23 protein-coding genes are annotated in these 15456 nt (G+C 56.9%); 8 read left to right on the forward strand and 15 right to left on the reverse strand.

Annotated elements, in window-relative coordinates; all coding sequences use genetic code 11:
- Positions 1 to 54: 54 nt before the first annotated feature.
- Positions 55 to 459: a hypothetical protein gene (locus tag HW554_RS13870; RefSeq protein WP_176909182.1), complete on the reverse strand. Its 405-nt coding sequence runs from the start codon at positions 457 to 459 to the stop codon at positions 55 to 57.
- A 194-nt stretch (positions 460 to 653) separates the two neighbouring features.
- On the opposite strand from HW554_RS13870, the gene HW554_RS13875 reads away from it, so the two are divergent.
- Both HW554_RS13875 and HW554_RS13880 read left to right on the forward strand, forming a co-directional pair.
- Entirely contained in the window at positions 654 to 1040 is a 387-nt protein-coding gene (locus tag HW554_RS13875; RefSeq protein ID WP_176909183.1) for a hypothetical protein, read from the forward strand.
- Between the two features lie 133 nt (positions 1041 to 1173).
- Complete coding sequence (locus tag HW554_RS13880) at positions 1174 to 1476, forward strand: hypothetical protein (RefSeq protein ID WP_176909184.1); 303 nt, start codon at positions 1174 to 1176, stop codon at positions 1474 to 1476.
- Positions 1477 to 1565: 89 nt separating this feature from the next.
- On the opposite strand, the gene HW554_RS13885 is transcribed toward HW554_RS13880, so the two are convergent.
- The 4 genes from HW554_RS13885 to HW554_RS13900 form a co-directional block, all read right to left on the reverse strand.
- Positions 1566 to 2171 (reverse strand): hypothetical protein, encoded by a 606-nt coding sequence (locus HW554_RS13885; RefSeq protein ID WP_176901552.1) that lies wholly within the window; start codon positions 2169 to 2171, stop codon positions 1566 to 1568.
- A gap of 32 nt (positions 2172 to 2203) precedes the next feature.
- Positions 2204 to 2518 (reverse strand): hypothetical protein, encoded by a 315-nt coding sequence (locus tag HW554_RS13890; RefSeq protein WP_176909185.1) that lies wholly within the window; start codon positions 2516 to 2518, stop codon positions 2204 to 2206.
- 88 nt (positions 2519 to 2606) lie between these two features.
- Positions 2607 to 3086 carry a hypothetical protein gene (locus HW554_RS13895; protein WP_176909186.1) on the reverse strand — a complete coding sequence of 160 codons (480 nt, stop codon included), beginning with the start codon at positions 3084 to 3086 and terminating at the stop codon, positions 2607 to 2609.
- Positions 3087 to 3173: 87 nt separating this feature from the next.
- The gene (locus HW554_RS13900) at positions 3174 to 3473 is read right to left on the reverse strand and encodes a hypothetical protein (RefSeq protein ID WP_176909187.1); all 300 of its coding nucleotides are present in this window, start codon (positions 3471 to 3473) and stop codon (positions 3174 to 3176) included.
- 155 nt (positions 3474 to 3628) lie between these two features.
- On the opposite strand from HW554_RS13900, the gene HW554_RS13905 reads away from it, so the two are divergent.
- Positions 3629 to 3964, forward strand: coding sequence for a hypothetical protein (locus HW554_RS13905; protein ID WP_176909188.1), 336 nt, complete (start codon positions 3629 to 3631; stop codon positions 3962 to 3964).
- A gap of 86 nt (positions 3965 to 4050) precedes the next feature.
- Here the strand turns inward: HW554_RS13905 and HW554_RS13910 are convergent, their stop codons facing one another.
- Positions 4051 to 4470: a hypothetical protein gene (locus HW554_RS13910; RefSeq protein ID WP_176909189.1), complete on the reverse strand. Its 420-nt coding sequence runs from the start codon at positions 4468 to 4470 to the stop codon at positions 4051 to 4053.
- 254 nt (positions 4471 to 4724) lie between these two features.
- On the opposite strand from HW554_RS13910, the gene HW554_RS13915 reads away from it, so the two are divergent.
- Entirely contained in the window at positions 4725 to 5588 is an 864-nt protein-coding gene (locus HW554_RS13915; RefSeq protein ID WP_176909190.1) for a hypothetical protein, read from the forward strand.
- A 78-nt stretch (positions 5589 to 5666) separates the two neighbouring features.
- Here the strand turns inward: HW554_RS13915 and HW554_RS13920 are convergent, their stop codons facing one another.
- The 4 genes from HW554_RS13920 to HW554_RS13935 all read right to left on the reverse strand — a co-directional run bounded on the left by HW554_RS13920 (position 5667) and on the right by HW554_RS13935 (position 9023).
- Positions 5667 to 6335: a hypothetical protein gene (locus tag HW554_RS13920; protein ID WP_176909191.1), complete on the reverse strand. Its 669-nt coding sequence runs from the start codon at positions 6333 to 6335 to the stop codon at positions 5667 to 5669.
- 361 nt (positions 6336 to 6696) lie between these two features.
- The gene (locus HW554_RS13925; RefSeq protein ID WP_176909192.1) at positions 6697 to 6942 is read right to left on the reverse strand and encodes a hypothetical protein; all 246 of its coding nucleotides are present in this window, start codon (positions 6940 to 6942) and stop codon (positions 6697 to 6699) included.
- 183 nt (positions 6943 to 7125) lie between these two features.
- The gene (locus tag HW554_RS13930) at positions 7126 to 7605 is read right to left on the reverse strand and encodes a hypothetical protein (protein ID WP_176909193.1); all 480 of its coding nucleotides are present in this window, start codon (positions 7603 to 7605) and stop codon (positions 7126 to 7128) included.
- A 176-nt stretch (positions 7606 to 7781) separates the two neighbouring features.
- Positions 7782 to 9023, reverse strand: a complete 1242-nt coding sequence (locus HW554_RS13935; protein WP_176909194.1) for a hypothetical protein — start codon at positions 9021 to 9023, stop codon at positions 7782 to 7784.
- A gap of 210 nt (positions 9024 to 9233) precedes the next feature.
- On the opposite strand from HW554_RS13935, the gene HW554_RS13940 reads away from it, so the two are divergent.
- Positions 9234 to 9731 carry a hypothetical protein gene (locus HW554_RS13940; RefSeq protein ID WP_088466179.1) on the forward strand — a complete coding sequence of 166 codons (498 nt, stop codon included), beginning with the start codon at positions 9234 to 9236 and terminating at the stop codon, positions 9729 to 9731.
- A gap of 41 nt (positions 9732 to 9772) precedes the next feature.
- Positions 9773 to 10159, forward strand: coding sequence for a hypothetical protein (locus HW554_RS13945; protein ID WP_176909195.1), 387 nt, complete (start codon positions 9773 to 9775; stop codon positions 10157 to 10159).
- 25 nt (positions 10160 to 10184) lie between these two features.
- Here the strand turns inward: HW554_RS13945 and HW554_RS13950 are convergent, their stop codons facing one another.
- Together HW554_RS13950 and HW554_RS13955 are read right to left on the reverse strand one after the other, a co-directional pair.
- Positions 10185 to 11072 carry an IS3 family transposase gene (locus HW554_RS13950; RefSeq protein ID WP_176909196.1) on the reverse strand — a complete coding sequence of 296 codons (888 nt, stop codon included), beginning with the start codon at positions 11070 to 11072 and terminating at the stop codon, positions 10185 to 10187.
- Entirely contained in the window at positions 11069 to 11356 is a 288-nt protein-coding gene (locus HW554_RS13955; protein ID WP_176909197.1) for a transposase, read from the reverse strand. Before HW554_RS13955 ends, HW554_RS13950 begins: the two co-directional genes overlap by 4 nt.
- A 356-nt stretch (positions 11357 to 11712) precedes the next feature.
- On the opposite strand from HW554_RS13955, the gene HW554_RS13960 reads away from it, so the two are divergent.
- Positions 11713 to 12480 carry a ParA family protein gene (locus HW554_RS13960; protein WP_176909198.1) on the forward strand — a complete coding sequence of 256 codons (768 nt, stop codon included), beginning with the start codon at positions 11713 to 11715 and terminating at the stop codon, positions 12478 to 12480.
- A gap of 2 nt (positions 12481 to 12482) precedes the next feature.
- Entirely contained in the window at positions 12483 to 12794 is a 312-nt protein-coding gene (locus HW554_RS13965) for a hypothetical protein (RefSeq protein ID WP_176909199.1), read from the forward strand.
- Positions 12795 to 12946: 152 nt separating this feature from the next.
- Here HW554_RS13965 and HW554_RS13970 read toward each other — a convergent pair whose 3' ends face one another.
- The 3 genes from HW554_RS13970 to HW554_RS13980 all read right to left on the reverse strand — a co-directional run bounded on the left by HW554_RS13970 (position 12947) and on the right by HW554_RS13980 (position 15440).
- Positions 12947 to 13639, reverse strand: coding sequence for a recombinase family protein (locus HW554_RS13970; RefSeq protein ID WP_176909200.1), 693 nt, complete (start codon positions 13637 to 13639; stop codon positions 12947 to 12949).
- Between the two features lie 312 nt (positions 13640 to 13951).
- Positions 13952 to 14560, reverse strand: a complete 609-nt coding sequence (locus HW554_RS13975) for a hypothetical protein (RefSeq protein WP_176909201.1) — start codon at positions 14558 to 14560, stop codon at positions 13952 to 13954.
- Between the two features lie 25 nt (positions 14561 to 14585).
- Entirely contained in the window at positions 14586 to 15440 is an 855-nt protein-coding gene (locus HW554_RS13980; RefSeq protein ID WP_176909202.1) for a DNA/RNA non-specific endonuclease, read from the reverse strand.
- Between the last annotated feature and the right edge of the window lie 16 nt (positions 15441 to 15456).

Raw genomic sequence — 15456 nt, forward strand, 5'->3', positions numbered from 1 at the left:
CAAAAACGGTCCGAAGCTAAACGCGCTCTATTCAGTTGCAGGAGCGTTATGTCCTCATTTGCTAGGGTAGTACGCCACTAGTTGCCACTTGCCTGCTCGGTACTCGATGCGGAATCCTGAGGGGTAGTAACCGGCCTCTAGGTCTAGTCGGCCCACTTCCAGCGCGGCTTCGGTCGGGCTCAGGAGCCGGACTCTCAGCGGCTCCTGTTGATACAACACGGCGAAGCGGCGCAGCGCTTCGCCGTACGCCGTTGGCTTGACTCCCTGCATCAGCGAGGCAAAGGCGGTATCGGTCATGAGTTCCTTGCTCGCAGCAAGTGAGCCGGTTTCCAGTTGCTTGAGCAGCCGGTGCCAGGCCTGTGCGACTTCCGTCTCTTGGGGGCTTGGCGCTTGCCCAAAAGAGGGGAAGGCGTGTCCAAGAAGAACGAGCATCACTACACAAGCGCATTTGGTCATCATCGTACGCGAAGGCAGCTGACAGTGAGGAGGGGCAACTTACAACAGTTCACATAAATGGTCCAAATAGCCAAAGGAGGATAAGTCTGTCCTCTATACCTTGCATTTTCGATATTTGTCTAGGACCGAGGCAACTGGGAAGGGCGCCGCCCCGCCGCGCTAACCCACCTTGGGGGGACTTCTATACTGCCCTTCGCATGCCCACTTTTTATTACAAACTGCTACTGTTCGCGGCCGTGCTGCTGCTGACCCGCTGGGGCTTGCGCGTCCTTCAGCGACGCTTGGGCGTGGCAATGCAGTATTACTTATTGGTTGGGACCACCGGCTTGCTGGCGCTGGTATTATTCAATATGCCGCTTGCCTTTTTGGACCGCATCCCCATGCTAGGATTTACCTTCAACTCCTGGCACGTAGTCCTGTGGTATGCGTCGCTCTGGTACTCCTTCGGGGCGCTGTTTCGCACCTCGTCCATCCCCCGGCTGCTCTCTCTGCCGTGCTTCTTTTGCTCGTTGCTTTTTTGCCTCATGCTGGCAGGAGCCGGTCTATTATGGGTGAGCACCGGAGGGGTAGGCCTCAGCATTTAGTTATCACAGTTCAAGAAAAGGGTCCGAAGGTAAACGTGCGCCGTTTGAAAATAGGAGCATTACTCTGTCCTCGAGAGGAACCAGCACCAAGCTACGCGTTCCTTCAATGCATCGCCTTTATCTTCGGGCTGCGATGGAAGACCTATATCTGGACGAATTGGAGGCCGTTTGGGAAATCGAAACTGGTTTTCTCGGGTGCTTGCGCGGAGGGGTCTTTGACCGTGCTCTCTACGGTGCGTTTGTGACCACCCTAATGCGGGTGCAGGTGGAGGAAGGCGCGTTGTTGCCTGCTCGTTTCGTGACGTTGCTCTGGTTTGTTCTGCCGTTTATGGAACAGCAGGCAGAACAGATAACGGCCACTTTTCCACGTGACGAGTACCAGCTCGCCCAAGCCCGCATACAGCAGCAGTTAGAGCGCATTTTGGGTTTTCCCTGAGCGTTCAAGAAAAGGGTCCGAAGGTAAACGCTGCGTTTGCTGAAAGGAGCCTTTGTTAGTTGCTGGTTCCTAAGTGAGAATATTATATATTATTTCAAGTCCATCCAAAAAGTATTACAATTGCCAAAATATTTTTTGCAACTGAAATTATTTCCAAGATCAATCGCGTTCAAATCAACTGATACGTATTTCGATGAAAAATACGCAATAGATTTGAATCCAGGATAACCTCTATTACTATTTGCGCCAATAAAAACTGTTGATAAAGGCGGAATAAAAAAAATAACTGAATCTTGGCGGTTAATATAGTCTAATTGTTTGTTAAAACTTTTAACACTGCTAAATGTTGGTTCTTTCAGGGATAGACTGTATGATAAATAATGATAACTTAATTTGGCACTAGTATTGGTTTTGGTTCTTATAAGGATGCATTTAATTTTTGTATTTGATAGGTTTCTAACATAAAAATGCATTGGTACAGTGCAACCTGCTACCATAAAGCAGCAAGAAAAAAGCAAGATTAAGGAAAAAGGCCAGTGAATAATATTAAGCCGGCCATTAGCTGATGGCTGGGTGTCGCTTACTGAATATCTGTGCTCCATTAGAACAGTGCTGCACTTGAGACTTAGCTGGCTTCCTCTCATAAAATGAGACCGATACAAAATATTAGATTTAACGGTGGCAAGGAAACGCATGCTGTTCAAACAAACGAGCGTACCGGCATATGTCAGTCGTAAAGCTGCATCATGCTCATGCCATTCTTAGCCATCAGGAACATAAATACCAATACCGCAACGCCCGTGAGTGCTTCCCTCGCGCTTCGGCCCACAACGGCTGTGTAAAGAGTCGTGCCAAGCAGCGCGAACGCAGGAATGAGATTATAAACGGTCATACCAAATAGCAGGTTAAACAGAAAGGGTTCGCTGGTTTCCGTATGGTCATCGGTGCTAAATAGGACCAGTCCCCACCAAGAAAGCAACGTGACGACCAGTACCACGACGGCCAAGGTTCGGTGAAGGGAACGAGTCAGGGAAGCCTCCATTTCGCATTTGTTGCCATTAGGCAGGTTAGTTCAAGAAAAGGGTCCGAATAGCGGAACAAGGAATAGAATCTATAGATAGGCAGCTCTCTTATCTTCTTAGTTTGTCAATCCGATCTTGAGGGCTGTAGCTAACCAAAGTTCCTCGGCGAAAATGCAGCGTCCACAGTTCATAGTTATCATTCGCAACGGGTCTTGGTGGAGGGCCCTTTTCAGGTGACCTGGTCTTAGGGATAGTCTTTTTCGCGATGTCGCTCGAGCTGATATAATAAAAGGCTTGATTTGGCTTCCCTTTAAAGATGACCGGATACCCTTTCACCGATTCCCTTCCTAGCATTTGGACTTCCTCAAGGCCAGGAAAGGCTTCCATGATGTACACGGTTGAATCATCTACTAGCTCGACCGCAACGCCATAAATTGCTGTGTGCTCTTGCTCCTTGAGCTGGATATAGGATGCGATGTAACTGTGTAGGATAGGATTTATACGTGCTTGGGGGGCGTCTCCTTGACAGGAGGAAAAACTTAGCAACAGAGCTCCGAAGAACAAGGAGAACAGTGGAAAGTGACGCATACAGGACAGATACTGAGGCAACCGGTTTTACACAAGGGGGGGCGGTGAGATTACTGTGTCCCGTTCAAGATAACGGTCGAAACATCACTAGATGGTGGTACTGAGCAAGTGGCTGCGGTCGCGGTCGGAGCCGTCGGCGGTGCCCCCTTGCACGTGCACATAGTATTCGACGAAGGTGCCCGGGGCGAAAACGTCTTCGTCCACGAACGGGCAGCGGGCGTGGACGGCCACCCGGTGCCAGGGGCCGGCGGCGCCGCCTACGCGGCGGAAGACGTGGGCGCGTTCGCCGGACTGCGCGGCAAAAGTCAACCGACGGCCCGTGGCCACCGGCGCGAGTTCGGGAATGGGCATGCCGTATATACGAACAAAAGGGTCCGTCGGAATCACCAAGCTACAAGTTTAGCGAAAGGGTCGAGGTCCAAACTCAATTTTTAACAAAGGAGGGGTTAGCCAAATGGCACTGGCGCAAGCGCCATTCAAGAAATGAAATGTTTGCAAATTACCAGTACCTTACAGCGGTTCTATGCTTGCTCTCTGGTTCTATGCTTGCTCTCTTTTGGGCATTCTTGCTGGGTGAACCTCGCACCACCACAGGCGCAAGCGCGCGGCCTTTCGTCAACGTTAACGTACCCCACATGCTTACCTCTTTGCGCGCCAAAATCCTACTCATCCTAATGGTCGTTGGGCTTTTCGTCGCCGGCGCGGGGATCGGGGCCAATGTCCGCCGTGACGGCGCCACGCCCGCAGGGGCCACCCAAGGGAGCGGACTGCATTTGGCTCCCGTCGCGGGATTCCTGACCTGGGGCGGGTTGGGCCTGGTTTTTGGCTGCTTTATGCTGCTTACAATCGAGCGCAAACGACAAGAAAAAACCAAGTAAGGTTCTTGATGATAACTTGTTAGTTCTGTTCAGCCAAACGGTCGGAAAGCTGAACAAGGAATAGACTCTCTGGATAGGCTACTCTCTTACCTTCTTATTTTGTCAATCCGATCTTGAGGGCCGTAGCTCACCAAAGTTCCTCGGCGGAAATGCAGCGCCCATAGCTCATAGTTGTTATTATCAACGGGCCTTGGTGGAGGCCCCTGTCTAGGAGTCCTTAGCTTTTGAGCCTTCCTTTTCGGGAGTTCGTGTGTGCTGCTATAATACAGATCTGGATTTGGCTTCCCATTAAAGACAACCGGGTACCCTGCTACGGATTCCCTCCCGAGCAGTTCGACTTGGACACCCCCAAGGCTAGGATCGTCTTCCTCAAGGGGAGGAAAGGCTTCCATGATGTACACAGTTGAATCGTCTACTAGCTCGACCGCAACGCCATAAATTGCTGTGTGTTCCTGCTCCTTGAGCTGGATATACGAGGCAATGTAGCTGCGTAGGGCAGGATTCATACGTGCATGGGAGGCATCTCCTTGACAAGCGTAAAGACTTAGCAACAGAACTCCGGAGAACAGCAGAAGGGGACGCATACGAGACAGATGCTGAAGTAACCGGTTTAGTAAAAGAAGGGGTGGTGAGTTTACCATATCCCGTTCAGGCAAACGGTCCGAAGGTAAACGCGCTTTGTTCAAATTTAGGAGCGTTTGCTTGAGTATGGAGGCAGCGTTCAGGGGCTGTCCTGCACTCGCGTTATTATCTTCCGGCCATGCGCCACCCCCTTCTGCTCTGTCTAACGATGTGCGGGCTGTTGTTTTCCTCCGCCTGTTCCACTCCCAATGACCCCGCCACGCGGGCCTTGCCGCGGTCCTTCGACTACGTCGGGCAGTTTGAGCCCTCTTTCCTGGAACACGCCACGTTTGCGGTGCGCTCCCAGCAGGGCACCGGGCAATTGCGTTTCACCCGCTACCACCGGCCCACGCCCGAGGACACCCTGCGCTACGCGGTGTTTGCCGATAGCGTCGCCCTCACCCTCCACGAGCTGCGGGAATTCTTCGCCGCCCTGGACAGCGTGCCGCTGCTGCGGATGAAAACCGGGGAACTGTGGGCGACCGACGGCATTTGGGTCCAGAATGAGGTCGAGCAGGACGGGGCGCGCAATGCGTTTGGGTTTCAATCGCCCCGAAAAGCACGCGAGCCGGCCGAGCACCGCTTGGTGGAAGCAGTCTTGGGCTTGGCCCGCCGAAAATTCAGGACCGTGCCGCAACGGGACTACTTCGAGCGGTTGGCGGAGTATTTCGATTTCGGGTTGCCCTGCGCCATCACCGCCACGCACCCGTTTGAGGTGCGGGTGCACGGCGTGGTGTACGACAAGTACGTAGCCGATGGCTCTTTGCCTGCCTTTTTGCAGCAATTGCCCACCGGGCAACCCGTCCTGATGGACTTGACCAACTCCCCGGGCATGGCCTACGGCTGCTTCCCGGCGCTGCGGCGGTTCCTCCGCGCCAACCCCCGCGTGTTTTGGGTGCCTTCGGCCGCCGCCGCCGAGGACTTGCAGGCAATGGGGGTTGAGCCGGGGCACCTTGCTGCGACCCTGGCGCAGGGGCGCGCGTTGTGCAAGGCCGCCCGTTAACTTGTTCCGGACTCCAATATCCGTTTAGTCAAACGGTGGCAAGGTAAACGAGCGCTGTCCAGTTGAAGAAGGATTACCCTAACCTTTCACTTCTACCTGCCACTCGCGGTGCGGGTAGCGGGCCGTCACCTTCACGGTTTGGTTGTCTACCCAGCTCACGGTGTGGAACTGCACGGGGTCATAGGCCGCGTTTTCCAGCAGGGGCGTTACGTGGGCGCCTCCGGTCGCTTTGGCCATCACCACCAAATCAACGCGGAACGAGTGCAGGGTCCACAGGCAGACCAAGCACGCCTTCGAGCGGCGGTCCGGGGAATACACAAACCGCTTCTTGCCCACCTGTATCACCCACGCATTGGCTAGATTGGCCCGTTGGCACTGCGCGTACGCCGCGTGAAACGGCTGGGGGTCCCATTGCTGGGCCGTGCCGACGGCCAGGCAGGCGGCGTGTAGCACCTCGAGTTGCAGCAGTGCCCGGGCCGGGTCGGGCAAGGTCGCGTACCACGACAAATCCAAGGACAGGCCCACCACAACTACGTTCAGCAACCGCAGCACGGGACCTATGGCTAGCGAGGCCACGTCTCTGGCCCCGGCGGTGTCCACGACCCCGATGTTCACTTTGACAATGCCAGCAGAATCAAAGGCCGGTAAAAAGGTGACGTACAACTGCGCCAGGGCCCACGTAGAGGAATTAAAGTCCCGATGGTGCGGCTCTTGCGCCGTTCCCAGCGAAATGTCCCGGATGGCCATGGCGTGTAAGAGACGCGACCCCGTGAGCCAGCGCGTGGAATAGGTGTAAACGAAGCGGTCCGTAAAATTACTCTTTCAAGGGCCGCACATCACCAATGGGGTAACGTCGGTAGCTACAGTTTACAAAAACGGTGGCAAGGTAAACGCGCTTCGTTCAATTGAAAGAGGATTATGTCAGCCGACTGGTCGCGATAAGGTTACCTTCGCGCTGGCCCTCTACGGGGAGGCTAACAAGCTCTTTGCTGGTAATAAACGGGCCCTAGCGCCTCATTTTGGGGAGTTTATGAAAATAAACACCCGTCAAAAATCCGCTACGGCCCGGCAGGTGCAGCGGCTTTTTGGGGGAGGCAATCCCTGGGGCTTACCCGGCGTCGCCGGACCCGGAAACGGTGGGCGCCGGGGCTTGGCGGGCCCGGGCCGAAGCCCGCAGCCGGCAAGCGTCGCGGTGCAACGCCGTGGCCGCGCGGGCCACCTGCTCGTTCAGTTCCACGCCCGGCAGGGCCCCACCCAGCACGCTGATGACCGCGAGGCAGGCCAGGGCGAGCCCCGCCGCGAGCAGCGCGGCCGTCCGGAACAACAGATGAGCATAGAACTGGAGCAGGGGCATAAGGCGGGGCAGCAAAAGCAGGAAGGGGAGTCCTTCCGGCGGGCTAATATATAGAAGAAAAATAGGCCAGTACCCGGGTGCTGGTGGCCTTATCCACCTGGCTGGTTGGCCAAGCAGAAATTGCGTTCAGCGAAAGGGTCCGAATAGAATAACGAGCATTTGTCAAGGACAGAGCTGCTCGGTTTAGGCATAGAGGTCAAATAAGAAGAGCGCTACACTCGCGGCGGTCCAGCTCCCGAGCCGTTGAGCAGTCAGTGAAAATCCATAATACGCGGCCGCGTTTTTGTGGACGAGCCAATAGGCAACGCCGACATAGAAGACCAGCAGCCCGGCAGTATACCCCGCTTCTGGGGTTCGGTTAACCAAGAGGGTGGTGTCCACCCACAGAAGGTTGTGGAGCACGTTGAGCGTCGAAACAATCAACGCGATGGCCAGCGCATGGCCTCCCCACCAGCGTTTGGCGAACGTGCCGGCCATGGCCACTAAACACACGAGTGAGAGTCCAACTTGGTGGGCCAGCCACATTGCGCCAGCCGGCGTGGGCAGTGCGTAGGGCCCCACCAACTCTTGATGCCCGAGATAGAAATTTCGGACTATCAGGGCAATGCCCACCGCAAACACGAGGGACAGCAGGCCCGCGGCGCTTTTAATTAAGAGATTCATGGAAGCGCAAGCATAAGGCGGCGGTTAAAAAGCACAATATTATACTGGCCCTGCTTATGCCACTGGTTCAGGAAAAGGGTCCGAATAGAAAAACGAGCGTATGTTTTACGTAGCTGACCACCGGGTCCGCACCCGGTGTTGTCATCCCACCAGTCCAGCCGCGGCGAAGAAAACCGTTAGTTCTGGATCACCCACGTTTGGCGGCGGCCATCGCGGCCCATGGCCAAGACCGTAAAGCTTCCCTTGGGCAGCGCGAAGCACTTCTTGTCTCCTGGGCCTTGCACTTCCACTACGTCCAGCGGGATGGCATGGGCTAGGTCTTCAGCGGCAGCATAGGCCAGCAGCAAGCAAGGATAGCCCACTGTGATTGGTTCGACAATGGCCACGGGCTCATAACCCGCGTGGAATACCCACGCGGGCCGACCGGCCTGGTACTTCGTGCGGGGGTGATAGACGTTTACGTCGACGGACATCGCCGGATCGGCGTGCGCATACGGCGCTTTGCCGGGCACGGGCAAGAACACCGCACTGCGCGTCGCGGTCGCCAGCCGGTAGCACGCCGCTTCCCCGGCCGGCGTTCCCGCTTCCGTGAGGGCGGTTTGGTCGATCGTGAAGGGGTCGATGCCGGTCAACTCCCGCAGCCGGGCCGCCATCGCGGGCAGCCCCCCCAGCCCATCGGGGCCCTCGTTGGCGTGGCTGAAGCCGCAGTGCACCAGAATTTTGGCCTGCGGATCGGTTTGCAAGAGGCGCGCAATGTTGCGCGCCTGCGCCGGCTCCCGGGCGGCGATGCTCGCGTGCATGTCGGGGCTCGGCTCCGCGCCGTAGTCGTAGGCCACCAGCTGGTACCCGCGCGCGTGGGCAATGCGCAGCAAGCGCCCAAACTGGGGCTCTTTGGTGTAGAACCCGGTTTCGCGGACCGGATACCCGCGGTGATTCAGCCGGGCGTCCTGCTGCTCGGCAATCGCCTCCACCGCTAAATACCGAAAGCCCAGCCGGGCCAGTCCCGGCAGCAAAGAAGAGGCGAAGACCCGGTGCCGCGGGTTGTGGTGCGCTTCGTTCAGGATGATAATCCGCTCGGTGCGCGCCCGGGCCAAGATGTAGCCCGCGGCCTCCACCGCGTGGAGGCCCACGAAGGCCAGGCTATCGGCCGCGGCCAACCGGCGGGGCGGCCCCGGCTGCTCGTCCCAGGCCCGGAGCGCGGCGGGGTAGTCCCCAATAAAGGAGTAGTCCCACGCGGCAACTTGGTTCGCGCCGGGGGTGTTCTTTGCGCATTCCTCCTTGATGACGGCCGAGAACTTATAAGGGAGGGGGGAATCGGGCCGCCGTACAGGCAGCGCACTTTCCGTCTGCAGGACCAAAAAAGCGACCAGGCTCCCAGCAAGCACCGGCCCCGCGAGGAGGAGTAAAGACTTTTTCATGGGGTCCAGCGGAGCGGTCGCCGGGCGGCGGTAAACGGGGTGGTAGACGGGAACGGGGGAAAAGCGAGCAGGACGGGCCCGCGGAATCCGTTGGGCAAAGTAAAGGTCTAAGCCGGCAACCACCTCCTCGTTTAGCAAAAGGGTCCGAAGCTAAACGCTCTCTGTTTGAAAAAACGAGGGTATGTTTAGGAAAATAACGATACTCGTAGCGTGACCAAGGAGCAAGCCATTGCCATCGCGACAGGTTTTGTCGCCCAGCAAAACCAGGATTCGTCTTTGCCCGCCGCTTACCACTGGGTGGTCGGCAAGCCGGTTGAACACGAAGAAGGATGGTACTTTGACCACGTCTTTGGCCTTCGTCCTGGTCAGTTGGCAGTCGAACCCCTCCTGCTCGGGGGCGCACCTGGTTTTCTGGTCTGCAAGAGCACGCAACGGATACGCACTATCTCCTGGAAGGAACTCCCCGAACTTCCCCTTCAAGATGCTCTGCGCAAGCAGGCAGTACAGCAAGCGGAGAACCTCTTGGCTGCGGGACTCACGTTGGCGAACCTGCGGTCCCACCTCCCGTTGCCGTTGTCGGAACTACAAGCCTTTAAGGCCCGGCTGACCGAAAGTAACGAGGCGGAACAACGTGCTATGTTAACCGCGCAACTGTACCAACACGCCTGGAAAGCACACGAACCAGACTTAAACCACAGCAACGGCTAGTTCACGCAAACGGTCCATATTCTTCACTACATTGCTTTTCTATGAGCAAGATATTATACAGCGCATGCTTGCTACAAGTGCTGGCGCATGCTACTTACGCGCAAACGGGGGCCGATATGCTCCGGAAGTACCAGGCCGCTATTGGCTCCTTCCGCACGGCCGATTACGTGGTACAGCGGATTGACACGTTTGGCAACGGCCAGGTATGGAATAATACGGGGCGCGTCGTTCTGCAACGCAACCCGACAAGCAAGTTGCTTGGGGCCGCCTTTTTAGCTTCCCGCCCCGACTTGGCCCAGTCCTACTTTTACGATGGTACTACCGGGTTTGAACTCGATGACAAAGCCAAGACCTTCATCCTGGTAAAGGAGCCGTACGAGCCAAGTGTGCTCGGCAGCCCGGCGGGTCAAATGCTGGTGGAAGAGTGAGGTGGTCTAGTTAAGCAGGAGAGAATTAGGCGATACTGTTAAGTTGTTGTTGGTGAAACAAATACGGCTTGCTGTAGCCAATGCTGGAGTGCCGACGCTCGTGGTTGTAGTAGTCAAAATAGTCCGTCACACTGGCCTGCGCGTCGGCCAGGTCGGCAAAGACAGGCCACTCACGGGCTTCGAGCTCCTCCGTTTTGAGGCGCGACCACAGACTCTCCGCTTGGGCATTGTCGTAGCACTCGCCGCGTCGGCTGTGCGAGAGCTGAGCCTGGGCCTCGCGCAGTAAGGCTTTGTAGGCGTTACTCACGTATTGTCCGCCGCGGTCGGAGTGCACGATTAGGCCGGGAGCGGGCCGTTGGGCCAGCAGTGCCCGCTGTAAGGCACTGGTGACCAAGGCTTCGGGCATATCGGCCCGCACCTGCCAGCCCACCACCTGCTTGCTGGCCACATCCTGGAAGGCGCACAGGTACGCCCAGCGGCCATTGGCTAGGGGCAGATACGTAATGTCGGACACCCACACCCGATTGGCCTGGGTAGGCCGCGGCTGGTCGAGCAGCAAATTGGGGGCGCACCGCCGGCCATGGGTCGAATCGGTGGTGCGCGGGGCGAAAGCCTTGGGCTGCAGCGCCCTTCGCCCGTGGCGGCGCAGGCTCGTACGCAGGGCCTGTCGGCCCACGCGGTGGCCCTTGTCCCGCAATTCAACCTGCAGGCGCCGGGTGCCATAGCGCCGTTTGTGGTGGTCAAAGACGGCTAGCATTTCCGTCTCCCAGGCCGGCGCTTGCGGGCGCACGGCCCCGCTGACTAGACGATGTCGCCAAGCGTAATAGGTGCTGGGCACCACGCTCAGTAGCCGGCATAGCTGCCCGACAGAATAATGAACGCGTTGCTGGTCAATAAATTGCAGCGCACTCATGGGGTCGGGGGATGTGAGAAGATGGCAATGGCTTTTTTTAAAATCTCCAGCTCCTGCGCCAGCCGCTTGTTGGCCAAGCGCAGGGCACGTACTTCGGCGGCCTCCGCCGGGTCTGAGGGCAAGGGTTGTTGCGCAGCTTTCTGCCACTGGTAGAGCAATTTGGCGTTGATATTGAGCGCGCGAGCAGCGGCCAGCGTCGAGCGGCTTTCGCTGGCCAAGCGCAGGGCTTCGGCGCGGAAGGCGGCATCGTAGCGCGGCCGTTTGGAGGGGGAGGCTTTTTCCATAGCTTCGGGAAGGTAGCACCCAATTCTCTCCTGTTTCACCCGACCACCTCACGCCTACCTCCCCTCCTCCCCACTGCCTCTTTTCAGCTTCCATACCTGTATTCGTTTAGAGGTAATTCCGGCATTAATCCTCTCACCATCAGATTTTAAATCTGTCTTACCACGTACTCACTGGTGCATACAGTAAACATGATATGCAGCTTATGCATACCATGTTTACTGTATGCACTATACATCACGTACAGACAATACGCATAATTATTATGAAGAATACCGTATGTATCATATTTTCTTTGTTGCACATGCAGATATTATGTCTCATATTTACCATATGCCCCAACCATAAAAGCCATGTAATGCAGATTCTCACATTTACAAACCAAAAAGGCGGAACCGGTAAGAGTAGCTCCGCTTGGGCTGTGGCGCATTGCTTAGCCAATCGAGGCAAACATGTTGTATTAGTTGACGCTGATCCACAGCGTAATCTAACGCAGAGCTTACTAGCGTTAGATGCCCAACAAAGCCTAACCTTAACTGATGTAATTGAAGGTACATATACGTTAGGGCAAGCAATGACTTCTGTGGCCAACAACCTCTGGTTGGTACCAGCGGCCAAGTCATTAGCGGCGGCCGAGAAAATCCTGGGGACTGACGCCATGTACGCGCTAATCTTCCGCAATGCTTTGCGGGATATGGATAGCCATATTGATTACGTGATCTTCGATACCAGCCCCAGCCCCAACTCGCCGCTAGCAATGGCTGCCATCACGGCCTCCGACTTGATATTCATTCCCACATCGCCGGAGTACTTCGCCTATAACGGCTTGGAAAATCTGCTGGACTTAGTTAAGCGCATCCAAAAAAACCTGACGCCGACGTTGCGAATAGGAGGGATCTTCTTTACCAAGTACTCGCCGACATATCGTCGTAGTCTGCACCACAGTTTCGTAAACATGATGAAAGAGCATCCGGAACTAGGGGCGCTAGTTCTTCAGACTAGTATTCGTGAAAACGTGGCCGTAGCTGAGGCTCAGGTTAACCAGCAGTCATTGTATCAGTGGGCTCCTGGTGCGACCGCGCTCCAAGATTACGAAGCCCTTACCGACGAAATTCTGACCCGATAATAATGGCCAAGAAACAGCACAATCTCAATCACCTCACTAGCCGGCCGGCCGCTGCTAAATTAGATGAGCTGTTGTTGGGCTCAACGCCCGACACACCGACTGTGACTGCCACAATTGAGAAGGTAGTAGAAAAGACACGCTTTACTAATGTGCTGCCTACCGATACTTTTCGTCGGCTACATCAGCTTTCATTCTGGTCGCGGCAAGACATGAGCGACATTCTGGACTCGGCTTTGGTTGCCTACTTTGCCAACCAACCTGATGCTGATAAGGCTCTACCGGAAAAGGAGCGACTTAAGCGTAAGATGCCGTAAGTGGGACGTCGCCTCCTTGGCAGCAGTTGCGCGATCAATCTATCTATTCGGGGTGGGGAGAGACGCACATATGCTTCTAATCCTGGATCTTTTTGACCCTTGATAAAAAATTGATTACTCAGGAGTACAAGGCCACAACCAGCGGAAACGACTTAGCCGATTGCATCAGTCCCTGTCAAGTTGGTCGAGGAGACATCCGGTTTGAGCAGGCGTAGCACGGTGGTTTTGTGGAAGCTTTTCCCGCGCCGCGTGCAGTAACCGTGAGCATTCAACTCGTCGGCAATAGCTAGCAACGTCAAGCCATCCCGTCGGAGCAGGGAGGCGAGGCGCCGGGCCTGTTTGTTGGGTATTGCTTCTTGGGCATTGCGCTGTACTGTTGCCCGGCCCAGGGCCCGGGAGTCGGCCGTGAAGTTGTTCGGGTTGCCCAGGGTGAAGCCGCGGGCCTTCTTGGCCAGCAGCCCCCGCTTCGTAGAATCGGAGATGTCCTTGGCTCCCTTCTGCGCGACGGCCGCCAGAATATTGATGGTAAACTCGTCGGCATTGGGAATGTCGCACGCCTTGAAGCGCACGCGCTCCTCCATGAGCTTGGAGGTGAAGTAAACGCTGCGGGCCAACCGCGACATTTCCGCCACCAGTAGTGTAGCCCCAGCCTGGCGGGTCTCGACAATGGCCTTCGCCATTTCGGGGCGATTATTCTTGCGCCCGCTCTCCACCTCGATGTACTCGGAGAGAATCCGGTCGCCGGGCTGCAGGAACCGATGCGCAATTAGGCGCTGGCCTTCCAGGCCCAGGCCACTTTGGCCTTGTCGCAGTGTCGAGGCGCGCAGGTAGAGAACGTAGTCCATGGCGGGTAGTCAGGAGGAGGAGACGGGAGGCCGAAGCTACGGAGTTACATGGTAAGAACCCTCGTCTTTAAGATGTAACTTTCTGCTATACGCTATGAGAACGTCTGCCAGCCTGTCGGTTCAGACCCAAGAAGTCAAAAGGTCACCCTTACTGGGGTGGTCTTTTGACTTCTTGGGTCTGAACCGACAGGCTGGCAGGTGAACACCAGGTGAGTCTGGAGGGGGCCAGTACCGACGCTGCTCACGCACACTATTCAGGCAGTAAGGAAAAAGGTAAAAGCGGGGAAAAGGGGAAAGACAGGCGGAGCCGGTTTAATAGGTTACATCGAAGCGGCCCTGTGTTACCTTGATAAGCTCCGCGCCGCGCTGGCCCGTAAACTCGAAGGTGCCGGCTACCACCCGGCCCACGGTGTCGAAGCGCGTAATCACCAGCTGGCCCGAGGCCGGGCCGGAGCCGGTGGGGTAATTGAAAACGGGGCTGGTGGTGTAGTCGGTCAGCACCCCGTGGCGGCCCTGCGCAGACGGAAAGGGAGCCGTAACCGATTCGTTTAAGGCAAACGAGCCCGGTGCCAGCACCGAGGGCAGGTAGAACCTGATGTTGGAATCAGGCTTGGGGTAATACTTTTCGCTGCCTTCCGGGGCCTGGCGCCTCAGCGAGAGCGAAAACTCAAAGCCCCGGCCACTTTGGGGCGTGCGGTTGACGCGTACCCGGTAGGCAGGGGACCCGAACAGCACCCCCGCCAGCGGCAGCCAGGTAGCGCCGTTGACCAGGGCACCGGCTTTGTTTGCGCCGGTTTGCGTTACCGGCGGCAGCACTTCGCGGGGAACTGAGGACGAGAGTTCGCAACCCGAAAGGGTGGGGGCCAGCAGGGTAAGGGTCAGGCCGGCCAGTAAGAGCCGGCTCAGGGGGGAGGTAGGCATAGGGGAAGGGAAGAAGGTGGCTAAACTACTGCGTTGGCCCGCTATCTACGCCGGTCTCTATCACCTGCTGCACTGCTATGGGCACGGCAGACAGCAGGTCGAGGCCAGTAGCAGCTTCGATGGCGTCGACGCTGACGCGGTACTGACCCCAGTCAGTGCTGATGGTGTTCTCGTTGGGCGTGTCAATGGCAATGACACGGGTGTTGGTGGTAATGCGGGTGGCGTCGTTGTCGCCGGTGGGCAGCACGACCACGACTTTCCAGAGGCGAGCGGGTACGGTGACGCGGCCCTGGTCGAGGGTAGTTTGGAAGCCATTGGAACCGGTACCCCCCTTGCCGTAGGACCCGCAAATGATGTAGACTTCGTTGCCGGTACTAAGGAAAGTACGGGTATAGTTTTCGAGGTTAGCCCAGGTCTGCTGGTTGTTACGCGGGGCCTGGGGGACCATATTGGTCATCAGGAAGGTAGCCGAGTTGTCAGCCACGGTGCTGGTGCGGTCAGCCGAGGGGCACTGGTGGCCGCGGTCAAAACCGGAGCCCGAGTAGCTGGTGGACTGGACCTGGTACCAGTCAGCGGGCAGCGTGTTGTCGGCCCGGAAGTCGTCCTGGCGGGCAGCGGCGCCGCGCCAGCTGGCGTCGAGGTGCCAGCTGACCCAGGTGGGAATACCCCGGTCGCGGTGATAGGACAGCGCGTACTGGGGCTTGCTGAGCAGATAGTTGGTTGGCTGGCTGCTATCGGTGGTAGCCCCGCTGGGGTTGCCGAGGGTCAGGTGCTCGGGGAGCGGGGTTGCGGGAGGCTGGATCGGGGTGGGGTCTTGGGTAGTCGAGCAAGCGGCGGTAAACGCCAGCAAAGCGACGAGAGCGTAACGGGAGACATACATGGACCAAAGGTAACGG

The organism is Hymenobacter lapidiphilus (assembly GCF_013377885.1).
GTDB lineage: Bacteria > Bacteroidota > Bacteroidia > Cytophagales > Hymenobacteraceae > Hymenobacter > Hymenobacter lapidiphilus.